At 64.9% G+C, this 19,641-nt stretch carries 14 protein-coding genes; 8 read left to right on the top strand and 6 right to left on the bottom strand.

The genetic code is table 11. The features are described 5' to 3' along the window. Nucleotides 1-4: 4 nt before the first annotated feature. The 4 genes from NF616_RS07350 to NF616_RS07335 are packed head-to-tail and all read right to left on the bottom strand — an operon-like array spanning nt 5 to nt 3,636. Nucleotides 5-619 (bottom strand): HAD family hydrolase, encoded by a 615-nt coding sequence (locus NF616_RS07350; protein WP_252272590.1) that lies wholly within the window; start codon nt 617-619, stop codon nt 5-7. Beyond that, a complete protein-coding gene (gene tesB / locus NF616_RS07345) occupies nt 616-1,485 on the bottom strand; it encodes an acyl-CoA thioesterase II (protein WP_252272589.1) in 870 nt (289 codons plus the stop codon). The genes NF616_RS07350 and tesB overlap by 4 nt, the downstream gene beginning before the upstream one ends. Further along, the gene (locus tag NF616_RS07340) at nt 1,482-3,092 is read right to left on the bottom strand and encodes a SagB/ThcOx family dehydrogenase (RefSeq protein ID WP_252272588.1); all 1,611 of its coding nucleotides are present in this window, start codon (nt 3,090-3,092) and stop codon (nt 1,482-1,484) included. Before NF616_RS07340 ends, tesB begins: the two co-directional genes overlap by 4 nt. Next, nucleotides 3,082-3,636: a GNAT family N-acetyltransferase gene (locus NF616_RS07335; RefSeq protein WP_252272587.1), complete on the bottom strand. Its 555-nt coding sequence runs from the start codon at nt 3,634-3,636 to the stop codon at nt 3,082-3,084. The genes NF616_RS07340 and NF616_RS07335 overlap by 11 nt, the downstream gene beginning before the upstream one ends. Nucleotides 3,637-3,850: 214 nt before the next feature. On the opposite strand from NF616_RS07335, the gene NF616_RS07330 reads away from it, so the two are divergent. Further along, entirely contained in the window at nt 3,851-4,768 is a 918-nt protein-coding gene (locus NF616_RS07330) for a histone deacetylase family protein (RefSeq protein WP_286674967.1), read from the top strand. Between the two features lie 135 nt (nt 4,769-4,903). Here the strand turns inward: NF616_RS07330 and NF616_RS07325 are convergent, their stop codons facing one another. Next, complete coding sequence (locus NF616_RS07325; RefSeq protein WP_252272586.1) at nt 4,904-6,034, bottom strand: aminotransferase class V-fold PLP-dependent enzyme; 1,131 nt, start codon at nt 6,032-6,034, stop codon at nt 4,904-4,906. Between the two features lie 117 nt (nt 6,035-6,151). Here NF616_RS07325 and NF616_RS07320 point away from each other — a divergent pair, with 117 nt between their 5' ends. The 6 genes from NF616_RS07320 (at nt 6,152) to NF616_RS07295 (ending at nt 15,069) form a co-directional block, all read left to right on the top strand. Beyond that, nucleotides 6,152-7,390, top strand: coding sequence for a TIGR03862 family flavoprotein (locus NF616_RS07320; RefSeq protein ID WP_252272585.1), 1,239 nt, complete (start codon nt 6,152-6,154; stop codon nt 7,388-7,390). Between the two features lie 69 nt (nt 7,391-7,459). After that, the gene (gene hsdR / locus NF616_RS07315) at nt 7,460-9,823 is read left to right on the top strand and encodes an EcoAI/FtnUII family type I restriction enzme subunit R (protein WP_252272584.1); all 2,364 of its coding nucleotides are present in this window, start codon (nt 7,460-7,462) and stop codon (nt 9,821-9,823) included. A 171-nt stretch (nt 9,824-9,994) separates the two neighbouring features. Beyond that, nucleotides 9,995-10,555 (top strand): MarR family transcriptional regulator, encoded by a 561-nt coding sequence (locus NF616_RS07310; RefSeq protein ID WP_350493483.1) that lies wholly within the window; start codon nt 9,995-9,997, stop codon nt 10,553-10,555. Continuing rightward, nucleotides 10,545-11,270, top strand: coding sequence for a hypothetical protein (locus tag NF616_RS07305; protein WP_252272583.1), 726 nt, complete (start codon nt 10,545-10,547; stop codon nt 11,268-11,270). Before NF616_RS07310 ends, NF616_RS07305 begins: the two co-directional genes overlap by 11 nt. Before the next feature lie 11 nt (nt 11,271-11,281). Further along, complete coding sequence (locus NF616_RS07300) at nt 11,282-12,751, top strand: type I restriction-modification system subunit M (RefSeq protein WP_252272582.1); 1,470 nt, start codon at nt 11,282-11,284, stop codon at nt 12,749-12,751. Beyond that, nucleotides 12,748-15,069 carry a restriction endonuclease subunit S gene (locus NF616_RS07295; RefSeq protein ID WP_252272581.1) on the top strand — a complete coding sequence of 774 codons (2,322 nt, stop codon included), beginning with the start codon at nt 12,748-12,750 and terminating at the stop codon, nt 15,067-15,069. Before NF616_RS07300 ends, NF616_RS07295 begins: the two co-directional genes overlap by 4 nt. Nucleotides 15,070-15,207: 138 nt before the next feature. On the opposite strand, the gene NF616_RS07290 is transcribed toward NF616_RS07295, so the two are convergent. Next, nucleotides 15,208-17,517: a YgiQ family radical SAM protein gene (locus NF616_RS07290; protein ID WP_252272580.1), complete on the bottom strand. Its 2,310-nt coding sequence runs from the start codon at nt 17,515-17,517 to the stop codon at nt 15,208-15,210. A 174-nt stretch (nt 17,518-17,691) separates the two neighbouring features. Here NF616_RS07290 and NF616_RS07285 point away from each other — a divergent pair, with 174 nt between their 5' ends. Continuing rightward, nucleotides 17,692-19,602 (top strand): diguanylate cyclase domain-containing protein, encoded by a 1,911-nt coding sequence (locus NF616_RS07285; RefSeq protein ID WP_434091871.1) that lies wholly within the window; start codon nt 17,692-17,694, stop codon nt 19,600-19,602. Nucleotides 19,603-19,641 lie beyond the last annotated feature (39 nt).

Here is a 19,641-nt window from a genome sequence, read left to right as displayed (position 1 = left end):
CGCCTCAGCGCTCCTCTTCCACGCCCAGAGGCGTGAGGGCCTCGAGCAGCGCCGCACAGTCCGGCGCGTGCAGGTCGGCCAGCTGCGGCCAGGGATTGTCCGGCAGGTTGACCAGCACGCCGTGGGCGCCGGCGGCGCGGGCGCAGTCGAGGTCGAAGCGGTAGTCGCCGACCATCACCAGCTCGCTCGGTGGCACGCCCCAGCGCGATGCCAGTTGCAGCAGACCGTCCGGGTCGGGCTTGGGAATCGCCTCGCCGCGGCCGATCACATCCGACGAATCGAAGCAGTCGCCGAGGCCGATGGCCTCGAGGGTCAGCAGAGCCAGCTCATGGGCGTTGCGGGTGAGGATGCCGAGACGGCAACCCCTCGCATGCAGCGCGCGCACCAGATCCACGGCGCCGACAGCGGCCACCGAGCCGATGGCCAGCTCGCGCTCGTGCTCCAGCAGCCAGGCGTGCTTGGCCGCCGCCTCGTCCGCCGGCAGCGCGGCGAGGTGATGGAGAATGTCGTCTTCCTGGGGAATGTTCAGCGCGCGCTTGATCGCCGGGAAGTCGTGCACGGCCACCGTCAGGGTACCGTCCATGTCGAATACCCAGTGGCGGCGCTCGGCTAACTTCATTTCCAATCCTGGCGCAGGCGTGTCAGCCCCTCCTGCGCCGAGGAGGCCACCAAGCGCCCGCTGCGGTCGAAGATGCTGGCGCGGGAGAAGCCACGCGCATTGCCCGACCAGGGGCTGTCCATGGCGTACAGCAGCCAGTCGTCCATGCGCAGGTTGGCGTGGAACCACAGGGAATGGTCGAGGCTGGCCACCTGCATGAACTTCTGGAACACCGACACGCCATGGGGCTGCATCGAGGTGGTCAGCAGGTTGAAGTCGCTGGCGTAGGCCAGCAACAGCTTGTGCAGCTGCGGCTCGTCCGGCAGCTGGCCATTGGCGCGGAACCACACGTACTTGATCGGCTCGCACGGCTCGGGGGCGAAGGGGTTGATGCGGGTGACCGGGCGGATCTCGATCGGCTTCTCGCTGATCATGCGGTCGCGCATGCGCTCGGGGATCAGGTGCGCCACCTGGCGGGCGATGTCGGTCTCCGAGGGCAGATTCTCCGGCCCCGGCACCTCGGGCATCGGCAACTGATGGTGGAAGCCCTCCTCGTCGGCCTGGAACGAGGCCGAGCAGAAGAAGATCGGCTGGCCCTTCTGTACCGCGGTGACCCGGCGGGTACTGAAGCTGCCGCCATCGCGTACGCGGTCGACGTGGTAGACGATCGGCAGGCTGGCGTCGCCGGGGCGCAGGAAATAGCCGTGCAGTGAATGCACGTGGCGCGCCTGCTCCACCGTCTGGTTGGCCGCCGACACGCACTGGCCCAGCACCTGACCGCCGAACAGCTGGCGGAAGCCCAGATCCTGGCTGCGCCCACGGAACAGGTTCTCCTCGATCTGCTCCATGCTCAGCAGGGACACCAGATCATCCAGCACTTGGCTCATACATCGCTCCTCGGCACACGCAATTCGTCATAGGCCGGCGCGCTGGTGAGGCGCTCATCCCACACCGCGCGACCGAGGGTGAAATGGTAAAGGCTTTGCCAGCGGCTGTCGGCCAGTTCCAGCAATTCGTGCACCTGATCGTCGAAGAAACAGCCGATGCCAGTGCCGGACAGTCCCGCCGCCTCGGCCTCCAGGTACAGCAGCTGGCCGAGCTGCCCACACTCCCAGTACAGCCGCGGGTAGCCCCAGGCACCAGCGGCCAGCGCCGTATCGAAGCGCGCCAGCATGGCCAGGGCCACGCAGCCATCGCTGGCGATGTCCTGGCCGCAGGAGAGGAAGCCGGCCAGGCCTCGGGCGTCGCCTTCGAGCAGGCGGTACAGCGGCAGTTCCTCATGCACGCGCTGCCAGGCGAAGTCACCGCGCAGGCCCTCCGGCTGGGGCTGACCATCGCAACGGGCCAGCCAGTACAGGCCCGGTTCCAGGCCCTGCACGCGATGTACGAACAGCAGCAGGTCGACGTGCGCCGGCTCGCCGGTCAGCGCAAACGGCACCGGCGAATGTTCCGGCAGCAAACGACGCAGCCAGGCGAACAGCAGCTCGGCCTGAATGCCGCTGCGACCGTCGAACGCCTGAGCGCTGCGCCGCCGATGCAGGATCGGCCGCAGCGGCAGGCCGGGGTTGTCGTTGCCGTCGAGCCCTCTCGGCGCCTGCCAGTTCCTCCCCGTCAGGGCAGGCGCGCGGCACAGCGCATGCACCCGCGTCAGCTCCGGCCACCCACGGTACCGGCGCGACAGACGATTGGGTGCGCCGCTCAACTCCAGCGCCGCCAGGCCGCGCAGCAGCGTTTCGGGCAGGGCGAACTCCGTCGCCTGCTCCGGCCCGACCCACAGCAGGCAATTGCCATGCTCGGCCTCGTGGAAGCCGTCCCGATCCAGCCCCAGCAGGCCATCCAGCCGTACCTCGGCCACACCACGCAGCAGGCGCACCTGCCAGCCCTGGATCGCGGCGGCGATGCTCAGGCAGGCCAGCGCGTGACCCAGGTCGTGCTGGCAATAGCGATAGGCGCGCTCGCCGTACTTCCAGGCCTCGCGCCAGGTAATGCCGGCCAGCCCGAGCAGGAAGCCGCCGGCCGGCAGTGCGGCCTGCAACTGCTCGCCCAACGGCGCAGGCAGTTCGGCACGCACCTCCAGGCCGTGCGCATCCGGCGCGTAATGCACCAGCAGGCCTGTCTCCTCGATGCTGCCCGGCGGCAGCAGCAGATAGGCTTCGGTCGGATGCAGATTGCCGGACGAAGGATTGACTCGCAGCGCCCAGCGATTGCCACCGGCCTCCTTCCAGGCCGACAGGGCCAGGCTGTCGTACAGCAACTGCGAGAGGCTGGCGCGGCTCAGCGGCGCCGATGCGCCAACCGGCCCGGCGAACGGCGTGTCGTAACCCGGCGTCTCCTCCAGCGAGCGTTGCCACAGCTCGATCAGACGAGCGCCGGCGTAGCGGCGGAAGGGTGCGGGCTGGGTCGCCCAGTCGAGCTGACCGGGGCCCGGCGCATAGGCATTCGGCGCGTGCTTGCTCAGCGCGTGGTAGGCGCGCACCTGCTGCTCAGCGTCCATGCCAGTCCTCCCGCTGGATGCGATAGAGCCAATGCGGGCGCAGCGGATGGCCGACCGGCAGGCCGGGATGCTCGAAGTCGCCGGCTGGATCGCGGCGCATGCCCAGACGCTCCATCACGCTCCAGGAGCGCTGGTTGGCCGGCACGGTGAAGGCCACCACCTCGTCCAGCTGCAAATCCTCGAAGGCGAACCGCAGCGAACACCGCGCCGCTTCCAATGCATAACCCTGGCCCCAGTAGGATCGAGCTAAGCGCCAGCCAGTCTCCACCGCCGGCACGAAAGGCGCATCGAAGCCAACCCGCGCCAGCCCGGTGAAGCCAATGAAAGCACCATCCTCGCGCCGCTCCAGGCACCAGAAGGTAAAGCCATGCTCGGCCTGGTGCGCCATCAACCTGTCGAGCAGGCGGATGCTACCGGCGTGGTCCAGCACGGAGGGGAAATGCGCCATCACCTCGGGGTCGGCACACAGCTGCGCCAGGGCATCGAGATCGTCGTCGCGCCAGGGCCGCAGGATCAGGCGCTCGCTGGTCAGGGTCGTGGTCATATACTGGGCTCACCTTTGAGAGAACCTGTTTACGATCTTCTGAATTAGAGCCAGACAAGGCGCTACTTCAGTAACAGCCTCCGGCTGGTCAAAGCGCCGAAGAAGCGGAGTTTACGAGCTGTAAATGAGCAGTCCGAGACGCCGCGCCCCGGGCCGTTTTTAACGCGGTATGGCTGCGAGTCAGGAGATCGTAAATAGGTTCTGAGAGCCCATTATGCTGCCGCTGATTTACCACGACGACTACAGCCCGCCCTTCCCGGCCAACCACCGCTTCCCCATGGAGAAGTTCCGCCTGCTGCGCGACCACCTGGTGGACAGCGGCCTGGTGCGCGACGAACAGCTGCATCGTCCCGAGATCTGCCCGCCGGATATTCTCGCCCTGGCCCACTGCCCGGACTATATCGAGCGCTTCGCCAGCGGCGAGCTGACCTACCAGGAACAGCGCCGCCTGGGCCTGCCCTGGAGTCCAGCGCTGGCCCGGCGCACCGTGCGCGCGGTGGGCGGCTCGCTGCTGGCCGCCGAACTGGCGCTCGAACACGGCATCGCCTGCCACCTGGCCGGCGGCACCCACCATGCGCACTTCGACGAGGCCTCCGGCTTCTGCATCTTCAACGACCTGGCAGTGATGGCCCGCTACCTGCTGGAGAGCGGCCGCGTCGGCCGGGTGCTGATCTACGACTGCGACGTGCACCAGGGCGACGGCACCGCGCGCCTACTGGAGAACGTGCCCGACGCCATCACCGTGTCGCTGCACTGCGAGAAGAACTTCCCGACGCGCAAGGCTAGGAGCGACTGGGACATCGGCCTGCCGATCGGCATGGGCGACACCGACTATCTGAAGGTGGTGCACGACAGCCTGGGCTACCTGCTGGCCCTGTACCAGCCGGATATCGTGCTCTACGACGGCGGTGTGGATGTGCACAAGGACGACCGCCTCGGCTACCTGCAACTGACCGACGCCGGCATCGCCGCCCGCGACGAGGCGGTGTTCCACCACTGCCTGGAGCGCGACATCCCGGTGGTCGGGGTGATCGGCGGCGGCTACGACCAGGACCGCGCCCTGCTCGCCCGCCGCCACGGCATCCTGCATCACAGCGCCGCGCGGGTGTGGCGCGCGGCGGGACTTCGCTGATTGTCCGGGGGCTTCCGAGCTAGAGCCAGGCAAGGCGAAATGGGTGAAGGCACGGATTCACGAGCGGCCAATGAGCAGCCCGAAGCTACGCGCCCCGTACCTCTTTCAACGCAGCATGGCGACGATCAAGAGCCCCTAGGCCAGGACCTTATCCAGGGCCTGCTCGAGGGTGGCTACCGTGCGCTCGACATTGCCCAGCTTGTCCAGGCCGAACAGGCCGAGGCGGAAAGTCTGGAAGTCCGCCGGCTCGTCGCACTGCAGCGGCACGCCGGCGGCGATCTGCAGGCCCTGGGCGGCAAACTTGCTGCCGTTCTTGATCTGCGCATCGTCGGTGTAGCAGACCACCACGCCGGGCGCCTCGAAGCCCTCGGCTGCCACGCTCTTGAAGCCCCTGTCGGCGAGCAGCGCACGCACGCGTTGGCCCAGATCGCGCTGCTGCTCGCAGACCTTGGCGAAGCCCTTGGCCTCGGCCTCCTTCATCGCGTCGCGGAAGCGCGCCAGGGCGTCGCTGGGCATGGTCGCGTGGTAGGCGTGACCGCCCTGTTCGTAGGCCTGCATGATCTGCAGCCATTTCTTCAGGTCGCAGGCGAAGCTGCTGCTCTGGGTCGCCTCGACGCGGGCCTGGGCGGCTTCGCTGAGCATCACCAGGGCGCAGCACGGCGAGGCGCTCCAGCCTTTCTGCGGTGCGCTGATCAGCACGTCGACGCCGCACGCCTGCATGTCCACCCAGACGGTGCCGGAGGCGATGCAGTCGAGCACGAACAGGCCGCCCACCGCGTGCACGGCATCGGCCACGGCGCGCAGGTAATCGTCGGGCAGGATCATCCCCGAGGAGGTCTCCACATGCGGCGCGAACACCACCTGCGGCTTCTCCGCCGCGATGGTCGCCAGCACCTCGTCCAGCGGCGCCGGCGCATAGGCGGCCTGGCTACCTTCGGCAATCGGACGTGCCTTCAGCACGGTGGAAGCGGCGGGGATCTGGCCCATCTCGAAGATCTGCGTCCAGCGGTAGCTGAACCAACCGTTGCGGATTACCAGGGTCTTCTGCCCGGTCGCCAGCTGACGCGCCACCGCCTCCATGCCGAAGGTGCCGCTGCCGGGCACCACGGCCACCGCATGGGCGTTGTAGACCCGCTTCAGGGTGCTGGAGATATCCCGCATCACGCCCTGGAAGGACTGCGACATATGGTTGAGGGAACGGTCGGTGTAGACCACCGAATACTCGAGCAGACCTTCGGGATCGACGCTGGGATAGAGGCCGGACATGACACACGCTCTTTCTAGGATTGATGCCCAGACCCTGCCCGAAGCCCGCGCAGATGACAAGGCTGGCAGCCCATGCCTCGGGTAGAATGCCGCACCGCCGCCCATTCCCGACTCGCCATGACCGACTCAACGCCCCTCTCCAAGCCTCTGGTTGCCGTTATCGGCGGCGGCCCCGCCGGCCTGATGGCCGCCGAGGCGCTGGCCGCGGGCGGCGTGCGGGTCGAGCTGTTCGATGCCATGCCCTCGGTCGGCCGCAAGTTCCTCCTGGCCGGGGTCGGCGGCATGAACATCACCCACTCGGAAGCCAAGGCGCCGTTCCTTGCGCGCTACCGCGAGCGGGAACGGGAGATCGCGGCGCTGCTGACGGACTTCGATGCCGAGGCCCTATGCGCCTGGATTCACGGCCTGGGCATCGACACCTTCGTCGGCACCTCGGGCCGGGTGTTCCCCACCGACATGAAGGCCGCCCCGCTGCTGCGCGCCTGGCTCAAGCGCCTGCGCGAAGCTGGTGTGGCGATCCATACGCGCAGCCGTTGGCTGGGCTGGAATGACCAAGGCGCATTGCGTATCGCCACACCGGATGGTGAGCGCCTGGTCGCAGCCGATGCCTGCGTGCTCGCTCTCGGCGGCGGCAGCTGGGCACGGCTCGGCTCGGACGGCGCCTGGGTGCCGCTGCTGGAGCAGCGCGGGGTCGGGGTCTCGACGTTGCGCTCGGCCAACAGCGGCTTCGAGGTGGCCGGCTGGAGCGAGCACCTGCGCGGCAAGTTTGCCGGCGCGCCGCTGAAGAACGTGACCCTGGCGCTGGACGGCGAGGCGCCACGACGTGGCGAGTTCGTCCTGACCGAACACGGCATCGAGGGCAGCCTGGTCTACGCGCTATCCGCCGCCATTCGCCAACGCATCGAGCAGCACGGCAGCGCGCGGATCTTTCTGGATCTGCAGCCGGATCGCGATCTGGAGAAAGTCACTGCGCTGCTAAGCAAGCCGCGCGGCTCGGCCTCCATGGCCAAGCACCTGCACCGCCAGCTCGGCCTGGACGGGGCCAAGGCCGCGCTGCTGCGCGAACTGACCAGAGCAGACGACTTCGCCGACATGCGCCGCCTGGCGAAGGCGATCAAGGCACTACCCATCGAACTGGTGCGCACCCGCCCACTGGACGAGGCCATCTCCAGCGCCGGCGGTGTGACCTTCGCGGCACTCGACGAGCACCTGATGCTGCGCCAGCTGCCCGGCACCTTCTGCGCCGGCGAGATGCTCGATTGGGAGGCGCCCACCGGCGGCTACCTGCTCACCGCCTGCTTCGCCAGCGGCCGCGCCGCCGGGCTGGGTGCGCTGGAGTGGTTGCACCAGCGCTGATCTCACCGCCTGTCGCAGCGCTCCGCTCGTTTGATACAGTTCACAGCGAGCCTCAGGGAAGCAGAAAGCATGGATAAGAAGTCGCTCTCCGAACGAGACATTTGCAGCAAGTACATCGCCCCGGCGATCCAACGTGCCGGTTGGGACATGCACAAGCAGGTGCTGGAAGAATTCGGATTTACCGCCGGGCGCATCATGGTGCGGGGCAAACTGCACAGCCGCGGCGAGCGCAAACGCGCCGACTACATCCTCAGCTACCAGAAGAACCTGCCCATCGCCGTGATCGAGGCGAAGGACAACAAGCACTCCGTCGGCTCCGGAATGCAGCAGGCCCTGAGCTATGCCGAGGCACTGGATGTGCCCTTCGTGTTCTCCAGCAACGGTGACGGCTTCCTGTTCCACGACCGTACGCACACCGGCGGGCAGACCGAGACCGAACTCAGCCTCGACCAATTCCCAAGCCCTGACGAACTCTGGCAGCGCTATTGCCAGTGGAAAGGCCTGGACGATCAGGCGCAGAAACGCATCGAAGCCCCTTACTACGACGACGGCTCCGGGCGCATGCCGCGCTACTACCAGATGAACGCTATCAACCGCACCGTCGAGGCTGTCGCGCACGGGCAGGACCGAGTGCTGCTGGTCATGGCCACCGGCACCGGCAAAACCTACACCGCCTTCCAGATCATCTGGCGGCTGTGGAAGTCGAAACAGAAGAAACGCATCCTCTTCCTCGCCGACCGCAACATCCTGGTCGACCAGACCAAAAACAATGACTTCAAGCCTTTCGGCCAGGCGATGACCAAGATCGCCAAGCGCCAGATCGACACCTCCTACGAGATCTATCTGTCGCTCTACCAGGCGGTGACCGGCGCCGAAGAAGAAAAGAACGTCTACAAACAGTTCTCCCCGGACTTCTTCGACCTGATCGTGATCGACGAATGCCATCGTGGCAGCGCCGCCGAAGACTCCGCCTGGCGCGAAATCCTCGACTACTTCAGCAATGCCACCCATGTCGGCCTTACCGCCACACCGAAGGAAACCAAGGAGGTTTCCAGCATCACCTACTTCGGCGAACCGGTGTACAGCTACACCCTCAAGCAAGGTATCGAAGACGGCTTCCTCGCCCCCTACAAGGTGGTGCGCATCGACTTCGACAAGGACCTGCAAGGCTGGCGCCCGCCCAAGGGTATGCTCGACAAGAATGGCGAGCTGATCGAGGACCGCATCTACAATCTCAAGGACATGGATCGCACTCTGGTCATCGAGGCGCGTACCCAGCTGGTGGCGCAGAAGGTCAGCGAGTTCCTCAAGGCTACCGATCCGTTCCAGAAGACCATCGTCTTCTGCGACGACATCGACCACGCCGAGCGTATGCGCCAGGCCCTGGTCAATCTCAACCCCGAGCGCGTGGCCGAGAACCGCAAGTACGTCATGCGCATCACCGGCGATGACCAGGAAGGTAAGGCCGAGCTGGACAACTTCATCAACCCGGAGGCGCGCTACCCGGTCATCGCTACCACCAGCAAGCTGATGACCACCGGCGTCGATGCCCAGACCTGCAAGCTGATCGTGCTCGACCAGCACATCAAGTCGATGACCGAGTTCAAGCAGATCATCGGCCGCGGCACCCGCATCAACGAGGACTTCGGCAAGTACTGGTTCACCATCATGGACTTCAAGAAGGCCACCGAGCTGTTCGCCGACCCGGCTTTCGACGGCGACCCCGTGGTGATCTATGCCCCCGAGGGCGGCGAATCCCCAGTGCCGCCCGAAGGCCCGCAGGATGAGGACGGCATAGTCGACGGTGGCGACTGGCTGCCCGAGGGAGACGAATCCGAAGAGCAGTCCGGCGGCAAGAAGCGCATCAAGTACGTGATCGGCGATTTGCCGATTCATGTCATCGCCGAACGCGTGCAGTACTACGGCCCCGACGGCAAGCTAATCACCGAGTCGCTGCACGACTACACCCGCGCCTGCGTACACAAACAGTTCGCCTCGCTGAACGACTTCCTCCGTCGCTGGGGCGATGCTGAACAGAAGAAAGCCATTATCGATGAGATGGCCGCCCAGGGCGTGATGTGGGAAGCCTTGGCCGAGGAAGTCGCAGCCAAGCGCGGCCAGCCCCTCGACCCCTTCGACCTGATTTGCCACGTCGCCTTCGATCAGCCGCCGCTTACCCGCAAGGAGCGCGCCGAGCAGGTGAAGAAGCGCAACTACTTCGCCAGGTACTCCGGCGCTGCCCGCCAGGTGCTGGAAGCGCTGCTCGATAAGTACGCCGATACCGGCATCGAGAGCATCGAGGACATACAGATCCTCAAGATCGACCCCTTCAGCCAGATCGGTGCGCCTCTCGAACTGGTCAAGGCATTCGGCGGCAAGCCCGGTTACCAGCAAGCCATCCACGAGCTGGAAGATCAACTCTACGCCAGCTGACAGGCCGTCTGTAGGGTGGGCAACGGCGTAGCGTTGCCCACCAGGCGACCCTGTGGATAAGCCGCAAGCGGCGTTTCCACCCTACGCCCCTGACCGGTGAACGTTGACAGCAGACTGGCCGGCCCACCAGACTGTCCTTTGTCCATAGACAGTGGACGGAGAAGTCATTTCATGATGAAAGGTCAAGACATTCTGCTGCTACTCAAGCTCGCCAGCCTTGAAAATCAGCAGCATGCTGCCGAACAGGCGGCGGAACACTTCTCCATGCGCGCGCTGGAGCAGTCCACCGGCATCAGCAAGTCTGAAGTCAGCAATGCGCTCAACCGCTGCATTGCTGCAGGGCTGGCCAAGCTGGAACGGGGTAGCGGCATACCGCGCACCAATACCCGCGCCCTCAACGAGTTTCTCGGCCATGGCCTGAAGTACGTCTTCCCGGTGCGCCCCGGCCCCATTGTGCGTGGCCTGGCCACCGCACACGCCGCGCCGGTGCTGGCCGGCAAGCTGTTGTCTGGTGGCGAGCATATTCCGGTTTGGGAAGATGCCCATGGCAGCGACATGGGCCAGGCGGTCGAGCCGCTGTTCAAGAGCGTGCCCAGCGCGGCCCGCCAGGACGCAAGCCTCTACGCCATGCTCGCTCTGGTCGACGCCATTCGCCTGGGCAACGAGCGCGAGGCCAGCCTGGCCAGAGAACTGCTGGAACAACAGCTGCGAGGCGAAGCCGATGGCCGCTGAATGGCGCGTGCAGGAGCAGATGCTGCAGACCGTGGCCGATGCCCTGGGTCCGGAGCTGCTGCGCCAGGTCGCCTTCGTTGGCGGCTGTACCACCGCGTTGTTGCTCACCGATGCCTTCGCCCGCGAGGCGGTACGCTTCACCGAGGATGTCGACGTGATCGTCCATGTGCTCGGTTACGGCAAATGGCAACGCCTGCTCACCGAGCTGCGCGAACGTGGTTTCAGAGAGTCGCCCGAGGACGAGGTTATCTGCCGCATGCGCCTGCCCAATGCGCTGACCGGTCGCGAGCTGATCGTCGACTTCATGCCCGATGACGAAGACATCCTCAACTTCACCAACCGCTGGTACCGCGACGCCCTGCAAAGCGCAGCCGACCATGCTCTGCCCTCCGGCACGCTAATCCGCGTCGTCGCGCCCGGCTACTTCCTCGCCACCAAACTTGAGGCCTATCGCGGCCGTGGCCGTAACGACCCACTGGCCAGCCGCGATATCGAAGACATTCTCGCCGTGGTGGACGGCCGCGACAGCCTGCAGGCCGAACTGGCCCAGGCTCCACCCGCCCTGCGCCACTACATCGCCCAAGCCATCGGCGCACTGCTCGTCCATCGCGACTTCGCCTACGCCGTGCAATCCGCCGCCCGCCAGCAGCAGGCGCGGGAAGAACTTATTTTTCAGCGCCTGGAGGCCCTCGCCGTGCCTCCGGCCCAGCAGTAACGGGAACCACCATGTCGATCAGCTCAATCATCAAATCCATCCAGGACATCATGCGCAAAGACGTCGGAGTCGACGGCGACGCCCAGCGCATCGGCCAGCTCGTGTGGATGCTGTTCCTCAAGATCTTCGACGACCGCGAGCAGGAATGGGAGCTGATGGACGACAACTACAGGTCGCCAATTCCCGACAGCTGCCGCTGGCGCACCTGGGCCGCCGACCCGGAAGGCATGACCGGCGAGACGTTGAAGGACTTCATCGACAACAACCTGTTCCCGCAGCTGCAGAACCTCCACGAATACAGCACCACCCCGGCTGCCTTCGTGGTGCGAGCCGTGTTCGAGGACGCCTACAACTACATGAAGTCCGGCCAACTGCTGCGCCAGGTGGTCAACAAGATTCAGGAGGGCGTGGACTTCAACAAGGCCCAGGAGCGCCACGCCTTCGGCGACATGTATGAGCAGCTACTGCGCGACCTGCAGAGCGCCGGCAACGCTGGCGAGTTCTACACCCCGCGCCCGGTCACCGAATTCATGGTGCGCATGGTCGATCCCAAGCTGCAGGAAAAGGTCATGGACCCGGCCTGTGGCACCGGCGGCTTCCTCACCTGCTCCATCGAACACAAGCGCAACCGCTATGTGAAAACCGCCGAGGACGAACGCCTGCTGCAGGCCAGCATCTTCGGCGTGGAGAAAAAGCCGCTGCCGCACCTGCTGGCCACCACCAACATGATCCTGCATGGCATAGAAGTGCCCAGCCAGATCAGGCACGACAACACCCTAAGCCGCCCGCTGATCAGCTGGGGCCCGGGCGAGCGGGTCGACTGCATCGTCGCCAACCCGCCGTTCGGCGGCATGGAAGAAGACGGCATCGAAACCAACTTCCCCGCCGCCTTCCGTACCCGCGAGACCGCCGACCTGTTTCTGGTGCTGATCATGCACCTGCTCAAAGACGGTGGCCGCGCCGCTGTGGTGCTGCCCGACGGCTTCCTGTTCGGCGAAGGCATCAAGAGCCGCATCAAGGAAAAGCTGCTCACCGAGTGCAACCTGCACACCATCGTTCGCCTGCCCAACGGTGTATTCAACCCCTACACCGGCATCAAGACCAACCTGCTGTTCTTCACCAAAGGCACGCCGACCAAGGACGTGTGGTTCTACGAGCACCAGTACCCGGCCGGTTACAAGAGCTACTCCAAGACCAAGCCCATGCGTATCGAGGAGTTCACGGCGGAGGAGGCCTGGTGGGGCAGCGAGGTCGATGGCTTTGCCACACGGGTGGAAAACGAATTTGCCTGGAAGGTCAGCCTCGACGAGCTCAAGGCGCGCAACTGGAACCTGGACTGCAAGAACCCGCATATCGGCGAGCAGGTCAGCCATGACCCGGACGAGCTGCTGCGCAACTACGCGGCTCTGCAAGGCGAGATTGGCAAGCTGCGCGATCAGCTTAAGGCCGTGCTGGCCGAGGCTTTGGAGCGCGAGGTATGACGGCGTTGCTCACCGACAATCTGCCGCTGCTAGCTGGCGCGCCCAATGGCATCAAAAAGCTGCGCGAGCTGATTCTGGAACTGGCGGTGCGCGGCAAACTGGTGCCGCAGGATCCCAGTGATGAGCCGGCCAGTGAGTTGCTAAAGCGGATTGCTGAGGAAAAGGCGCGGTTGGTGGCGGAAGGGAAGATTAAGAAACAGAAGCCGCTGACCGAGATTGGCGAAGAAGAGAAACCGTTCGACGTACCTACCAACTGGGAGTGGGTTCGCGTAGCCGCTGTTGGCCACGATTGGGGGCAGAAAACCCCCGACAAAGCATTCACTTATATCGACGTTGGAGCTGTTGATAATGCTGCTGGGATGATCAGTGCCCCCCAGGTTCTGATGGCTGAGGACGCGCCCTCGCGAGCCCGAAAAGTTGTTAGGCCAGGAACGGTGATTTACTCGACTATTCGACCGTACCTTCTTAATGTTGCTGTCATTGAAGAGGCATATGAGCAGGAGCCAATTGCCAGTACTGCGTTCGCGATCATTCATCCTTACCTAGAGATGCCTGCGAGATATTTTCTCAGTTATTTGAGAAGCCCTGTTTTTGTCAGATACGTTGAGTCTGTTCAGATGGGTATCGCTTACCCAGCGATCAATGACGGTCAGTTTTTCAGCGGGCTACTTCCGCTACCACCGCTCGCCGAACAACACCGCATCGTCGCCAAGGTCGATGAGCTGATGGCCCTATGCGACCGGCTGGAAGCCCGACAGGCCGATGCCGACAGCGCTCACGCCCAACTGGTGCAGGCGCTGCTCGACAGCCTGACCCAGGCCACCGATGCCGCCGACTTCGCTGCCAGCTGGAAGCGTCTGGCCGAACACTTCCACACCCTATTCACCACCGAATCCAGCATCGACGCCCTCAAGCAAACCCTGCTGCAACTGGCCGTGATGGGCAAACTGGTGCCGCAAGATCCTAGCGATGAACCGGCGAATGAATTGCTGAAGCGGATTGCCGAGGAAAAGGCGCGCCTCATCTCCGAAGAAGGCCTTCGAACGACAGCAAGAGATGATGTCCCAGAGGCTGAGCATTACTTCAGGCTACATACCGGTTGGGCGTCCTGCCGGCTTGGCAACCTTGCTCGTTTCATTGACTACCGCGGCAGGACACCTACAAAAACATCATCTGGCGTACCGCTCATTACTGCCAAAAATGTGCGTCCAGGATTCATCAGTAGAGATCCTCAAGAGTTCATTGCTGATTCGGATTACTTGTCTTGGATGACAAGAGGCTTTCCACGGGTTGGAGACATGCTTTTCACAACCGAAGCTCCAATGGGGAACGTGGCGATAATTGATATTGCTGAGCGTTTTGCACTGGCTCAGCGCGTGATTTGCTTCCAACTGCATGAGCTGGAAACGGGCCCATTCCTGAAGCTGACCATGATGTCCTCTGGCTTTCAGGCGCAGCTTTCAGATGCCGCCACTGGTATGACCGCCACTGGTATCAAATCCTCTCGCCTTAAAGAAATACCAGTTCCGATACCTCCGCTCGCCGAACAACACCGCATCGTCGCCAAAATCGACCAGCTGATGGCCCTCTGCGACCAACTCAAAGCCCGCCTTAACCAGGCCTGCCAGGTGCATGAGCATCTGGCCAATGCCCTGGTCGAGAACGCGCTCAGTGATAATCGCCAGCCGGCCCCTGCGAGCACGGATCGCAAGACTGCCCGCACCCTACTCGCCGCCGAAATCACCCATCACCTGCATGGCCTGAAGACCTTCGGCCAGCGCAAGCTGCAGAAAGTGTTTTACCTGGCCGAACACGCGGCCAAGATCACCGATATTCAGGGCAACTACCTGCGCGATGCCGCCGGCCCCCATGATCGCCAACTGATGGATCAGGTAGAAGGCGAGCTGCATAACCGCCAATGGTATGAGCGCATCGAGCGCGACACAGTTGGCCACGCCTATCGCCCGCTGCCCAGCGCGGGCAAGCACCGGCCAGAGTACGAGCACATCTGGCCTGCCACCGAGCGCGCCACCATCCAGCAGGTCATCAACCTGATGCGCGGCTGGGACACGGATCGCTGCGAGCGTGTCGTGACCTTGTATGCCGCCTGGAACGACTTTTTGCTGGAAGGCAAAGTCGTGACCGACGAGATGTTGGTGCATGAGGTGATGTACAGCTGGAACGACACCAAGCTGCGCTTTACCGAGGGCGAATGGCGCGCCGAGCTTGCGGAAATGAAGAAGCATGAGCTGCTGATTCCATCGGGATTCGGCAAGCGTACCCAAGGCGGAATGGCGACTCTTCCAGGCCTGCACTGAGAGATCACCAAGGCCTGCAGGGCGGGCGAATAGCCTAAATCAGCCTCTTTCGGGAGGAGCTTGGGGAACGCACGGCCTGCAGCTCCCTCATCCTCGGCCCCTCTCCCAGAGGGCGAAGGGAGGTGCTCACCGATAAACTCAGCGCGGGGCCACCGGGCGCTTGCTCGGCTTCTTGCTGGCAGGTTTGCCGGCGCCGGACTTCTCCGCCTTGCGCCGGGCCTCGGCGGCGGCCTTGGCCTGTTCGCGCTTGTCCCAGCTCTTGCTGCCGTCGCTGCCGCGCGGCGGCAGGCCGGTGTGCTGGGTGAGGATGCGGCCGACCGTCTTGCCCTTGTCGCCGCCGTTGCCGGCGACCTTCTTGCTGCCGGCCGGGGTGGAGTTCTTGCGTCGGGCGCTCTGGTACTCGTCGGTCTGCGGCTGGTAGGTGGGGATCAGCTGATGCTTGCCGTTGCCGATCAGGTCGCTGCGGCCCATGCGTTCCAGCGCGGCGCGCAGCATCGGCCAGCCCTTGGGGTCGTGATAGCGCAGGAAGGCCTTGTGCAGGCGGCGCTGCTCCTCGCTCTTGACGATGGTCACGCCGTCGCTCTTGTAGGTGACCTTGCGCAGCGGGTTCTTGCCCGAGTGGTACATGGCCGTGGCCGACGCCATCGGCGACGGGTAGAAGGCCTGCACCTGGTCGGCGCGGAAGCCATTGCGCTTGAGCCACAGGGCGAGGTTCATCATGTCCTCGTCGGTGGTGCCCGGATGCGCAGCGATGAAGTACGGAATCAGGTACTGCTCTTTGCCGGCTTCCTTCGAGTACTTCTCGAACATGCGCTTGAACTTGTCGTAGCTGCCGATGCCCGGCTTCATCATCTGATTCAGCGGGCCTTCTTCGGTGTGCTCCGGGGCGATCTTCAGGTAGCCACCGACGTGGTGGGTGACCAGTTCCTTGACGTACTCCGGCGATTCCACGGCCAGGTCATAACGCAGGCCCGAGGCGATCAGGATCTTCTTCACCCCCGGCAGCGCGCGGGCCTTGCGGTACAGCTCGATCAAGGACGAGTGGTCGGTGTTGAGGTTCTCGCAGATGCCCGGGAACACGCACGACGGCTTGCGGCAGTGCTTCTCGATCTCCGGGCTCTTGCAGGCGATGCGGTACATGTTGGCGGTCGGCCCGCCGAGGTCAGAGACCACGCCGGTGAAGCCCGGCACCTTCTTCATCTCCTCGATCTCGGCGAGGATCGATTCGTGCGAGCGGTTCTGGATGATGCGGCCCTCGTGCTCGGTGATCGAGCAGAAGGTGCAGCCGCCGAAGCAGCCACGCATGATGTTCACCGAGAAGCGGATCATCTCGTAAGCCGGGATCTTCGCCTTGCCATACGCCGGGTGCGGCACGCGCGCATAGGGCATGCCGAACACGTAGTCCATTTCCTCGGTGCTCATCGGGATGGGCGGCGGGTTGAACCACACATCGACCTCGCCGTGCTTCTGCACCAGGGCGCGGGCGTTGCCGGGATTGGTCTCCAGGTGCAGCACGCGGTTGGCGTGGGCGTAGAGCACCGGGTCGTTGCGCACCTTCTCGAAGGACGGCAAGCGGATCACCGTCCGCTCGCGGGTCAGCTTCGGGTTGGGCAGCAGCTCGACGACCTTAGCTTCGTTGGGGTCCTCGGCCGCGCCCTTCTCCTGCTCGATGGCGCAGGCGGCGGTGTCCTGGGTGTTGACGTAGGGGTTGATGATCTTGTCGATCTTGCCCGGGCGGTCGATGCGCGTGGAGTCGATCTCGAACCAGTCCTGCGGGGTGTCGCGGCGCACGAAGGCGGTGCCGCGGATATCGGTCATCTGCTCGACGCTCTCGCCGCCGGCCAGGCGCTGGGCGATCTCGACCACGGCGCGCTCGGCGTTGCCGTACAGCAGGATGTCGGCGGTGGCGTCCATCAGGATCGAGCGACGCACCTTGTCCTGCCAGTAGTCGTAATGGGCGATGCGGCGCAGCGAGGCCTCGATCCCGCCGAGGATCACCGGGGTCTGGCTGTAGGCTTCCTTGCAGCGCTGGCTGTACACCAGGCTGGCGCGGTCCGGGCGGGCGCCGGCCAGGCCGCCGGGGGTGTAGGCGTCGTCCGAGCGGACCTTCTTGTCCGCGGTGTAGCGGTTGATCATCGAGTCCATGTTGCCCGCCGCCACGCCGAAGAACAGGTTCGGCTGGCCGAGCTTCATGAAGTCGTCCTTCGAGCGCCAGTCCGGCTGGGCGATGATGCCGACGCGGAAACCCTGGGCCTCGAGCAGGCGGCCGATGATGGCCATGCCGAACGAGGGGTGATCGACGTAGGCGTCACCGGTGACGATGATGATGTCGCAGCTGTCCCAGCCGAGCTGATCCATCTCTTCCCGGCTCATCGGCAGGAAGGGCGCAGGCCCGAAACACTCGGCCCAGTACTTGGAGTAGTCGAACAGCGGCTTGGCGGCTTGCATATTTTTTGATCAGGCGGGCTCTCACGGGGGCGCGGAATATAGCACAAAAAATATACAGAATCCGACCAACGTGCTCGGACGCAGGGCCGAGGATTTTGTGATCACGATCTCAACCCTGGCTATACTCCAGCCTCATTGCCAAATGCCATCCCGGGCGAAAAGGAGTCTCCCACGGTGCATTTCCCGACCTTGCGCGCGTTGCTCGCACTGCTGTGCCTGGGCCTGGCCGCCGGCCTGCATGCGCAGCCGGTGCAGCTGCAGCCCGGCAGTAGCGGCCAGCCGCTGAACGATCGCATCCAGCTGCTGGAAGATGTGGGCGGCGAGCTACGCATCAAGGACATGGCCGACCCGGCCGTGCAGCAGCGCTTCCAGCCGGCACGCGGCCGGGCCAGCGTCGGGCAGAACCCCAACCCCTGGTGGATCAAGCTGGAGCTGCAGCGCACCACGGACGCCCCGGCGCGCTGGTGGCTGGAGATCGGCGCGGTGACCCAGCTCGACCTGCAGCTGTACACGCCCGACGGCCGGGGCGGCTGGGCGCTGCGCCAGTCCGGCGAGCGCGTCGGTTTCGCCGAGGGCCGCGACCACGACTATCGGCGCATGCTGCTGCAACTGCCGGACCTGGGCGAGACGCCGCAGACCTTCTACCTGCGCAGTTACGATCCGGCCGGCAACTCCTTCCCGCTCAAGGTCTGGCAACTGGACCAGCTGGACCACCTGGCAAGCCACGAAAACCTCGGCCTGGGCCTGATCTACGGCATCATCGCCGCCCTGCTGCTGTACAACCTGTTCATCTTCTTCACCCTGCGCGACTCCGCGTACTTCTGGTACGTGCTGACCACCGCCGGCGCGCTGCTGCTGATCGTCAGCATGAGCGGCCACGGCTTCCAGTACCTGTGGCCGGAGGGACCGGTGCCGTTCTGGCTGGACCGCATCACCCTGCCCTCGCTGTGGGGTTTCTGCGCGTGCCGCTTCACCCAGACCCTGCTGCAGACGCGTCTGCATGTGCGCTGGGCCCATCACCTGCTGAGCTTCGCCTGCGTCTTCTACGTCGTCGCCGTGGTGCTCGAGGCGTTCGGCCAGCGCAACCTGGCGGCCTGGATCATCGCCCTGCTGTCGCTGACCAGCATCCCCGCCGCACTCGGCTCGGCGATGATCCGCTGGCGCCAGGGCTATTTCCCGGCCCTGCTCTACCTCTGCGGCTACGGCCTGATCCTCGGCAGCATCAGCCTGGCGCTGATGCGCTCCACCGGCCTGGTGCAGCCGGCCACCTGGAACGCCTATGTGTTCCCGCTGGCGGTGGCCGCCGAATCGATCCTGTTCTCCTTCGCCCTGGCCTACCGCATCCAGATGCTCAAGCTGGAAAGAGCCGAAGCCGTGCTGCAGGCCGACCGCGAGAAGACCGCGCGCCTCGCGCAGATGCAGGCCAGCGCCGACGAACTGCATGAGGCCGTGCGCCTGCGCACCGCCGAGCTGGCACTGGCCAACCAGCAGCTCAGCGAACGCGAGCAGCGCCTGCAGCATGCGGCGTTCCACGACCCGCTGACCGAGCTGCCCAACCGCCGTTACCTGATCGAGCGCGCCGAAGTGGCCCTGGCCGACGCCCAGCGCCGCGACGAGTCGGTGGCGCTGATGCTGGTGGACCTGGACCACTTCAAGCCGATCAATGATCGCTACGGCCACGATGCCGGCGACCTGCTGCTGCGCACCATCGGTCATCGTCTGCGCGAGCATGTACGGGCCAACGACATGGTCGCGCGCTTAGGCGGCGACGAGTTCGCCGTGCTGGTCTGCGGGTCGGACGCCCAGCAGCATGCCCAGGAGATCGCCGCACGCCTGCTCGCCGAGCTGTCGCGACCGGTGCTCTACGGCGCCAATCGCCTGGCCGTGACCATCAGCATCGGCGGCGCGCTCTACCCGCAGCACGCGCAACAGTTCGCCGGCCTCTACAAGTCCGCCGACGAGGCGATGTACAGGGCCAAGGAAAAGGGTCGCTCGGGCTTCGTGCTGCAGGGATGCGACGGCGAGCTGAGCCCGCAGGCCTGCCTGATGCTGGACGTGCTCAAAGTACCGAGCGGGCTGGGATAGCCGCTTTCGCGACGGCAGGGTGCGCCGTGCGCACCACCG

It is taken from the genome of Pseudomonas subflava (genome assembly GCF_023823685.1).
GTDB lineage: Bacteria > Pseudomonadota > Gammaproteobacteria > Pseudomonadales > Pseudomonadaceae > Aquipseudomonas > Aquipseudomonas subflava.
Note: the sequence above shows the minus strand (reverse complement) of the source record. Positions and strands in the feature narration are given on the sequence as shown.

What these genes read in the sequence shown, in the direction of transcription:
- NF616_RS07290 (WP_252272580.1), bottom strand. Translation starts at nt 17,517, where the DNA reads ATGCAAGCCGCCAAGCCGCTGTTCGACTACTCCAAGTACTGGGCCGAG.
- NF616_RS07335 (WP_252272587.1), bottom strand. Translation starts at nt 3,636, where the DNA reads ATGACCACGACCCTGACCAGCGAGCGCCTGATCCTGCGGCCCTGGCGC.
- NF616_RS07310 (WP_350493483.1), top strand. Translation starts at nt 9,995, where the DNA reads ATGATGAAAGGTCAAGACATTCTGCTGCTACTCAAGCTCGCCAGCCTT.
- NF616_RS07340 (WP_252272588.1), bottom strand. Translation starts at nt 3,092, where the DNA reads ATGGACGCTGAGCAGCAGGTGCGCGCCTACCACGCGCTGAGCAAGCAC.
- NF616_RS07320 (WP_252272585.1), top strand. Translation starts at nt 6,152, where the DNA reads ATGACCGACTCAACGCCCCTCTCCAAGCCTCTGGTTGCCGTTATCGGC.
- tesB (WP_252272589.1), bottom strand. Translation starts at nt 1,485, where the DNA reads ATGAGCCAAGTGCTGGATGATCTGGTGTCCCTGCTGAGCATGGAGCAG.
- NF616_RS07295 (WP_252272581.1), top strand. Translation starts at nt 12,748, where the DNA reads ATGACGGCGTTGCTCACCGACAATCTGCCGCTGCTAGCTGGCGCGCCC.
- NF616_RS07350 (WP_252272590.1), bottom strand. Translation starts at nt 619, where the DNA reads ATGAAGTTAGCCGAGCGCCGCCACTGGGTATTCGACATGGACGGTACC.
- NF616_RS07300 (WP_252272582.1), top strand. Translation starts at nt 11,282, where the DNA reads ATGTCGATCAGCTCAATCATCAAATCCATCCAGGACATCATGCGCAAA.
- hsdR (WP_252272584.1), top strand. Translation starts at nt 7,460, where the DNA reads ATGGATAAGAAGTCGCTCTCCGAACGAGACATTTGCAGCAAGTACATC.
- NF616_RS07325 (WP_252272586.1), bottom strand. Translation starts at nt 6,034, where the DNA reads ATGTCCGGCCTCTATCCCAGCGTCGATCCCGAAGGTCTGCTCGAGTAT.
- NF616_RS07330 (WP_286674967.1), top strand. Translation starts at nt 3,851, where the DNA reads ATGCTGCCGCTGATTTACCACGACGACTACAGCCCGCCCTTCCCGGCC.
- NF616_RS07305 (WP_252272583.1), top strand. Translation starts at nt 10,545, where the DNA reads ATGGCCGCTGAATGGCGCGTGCAGGAGCAGATGCTGCAGACCGTGGCC.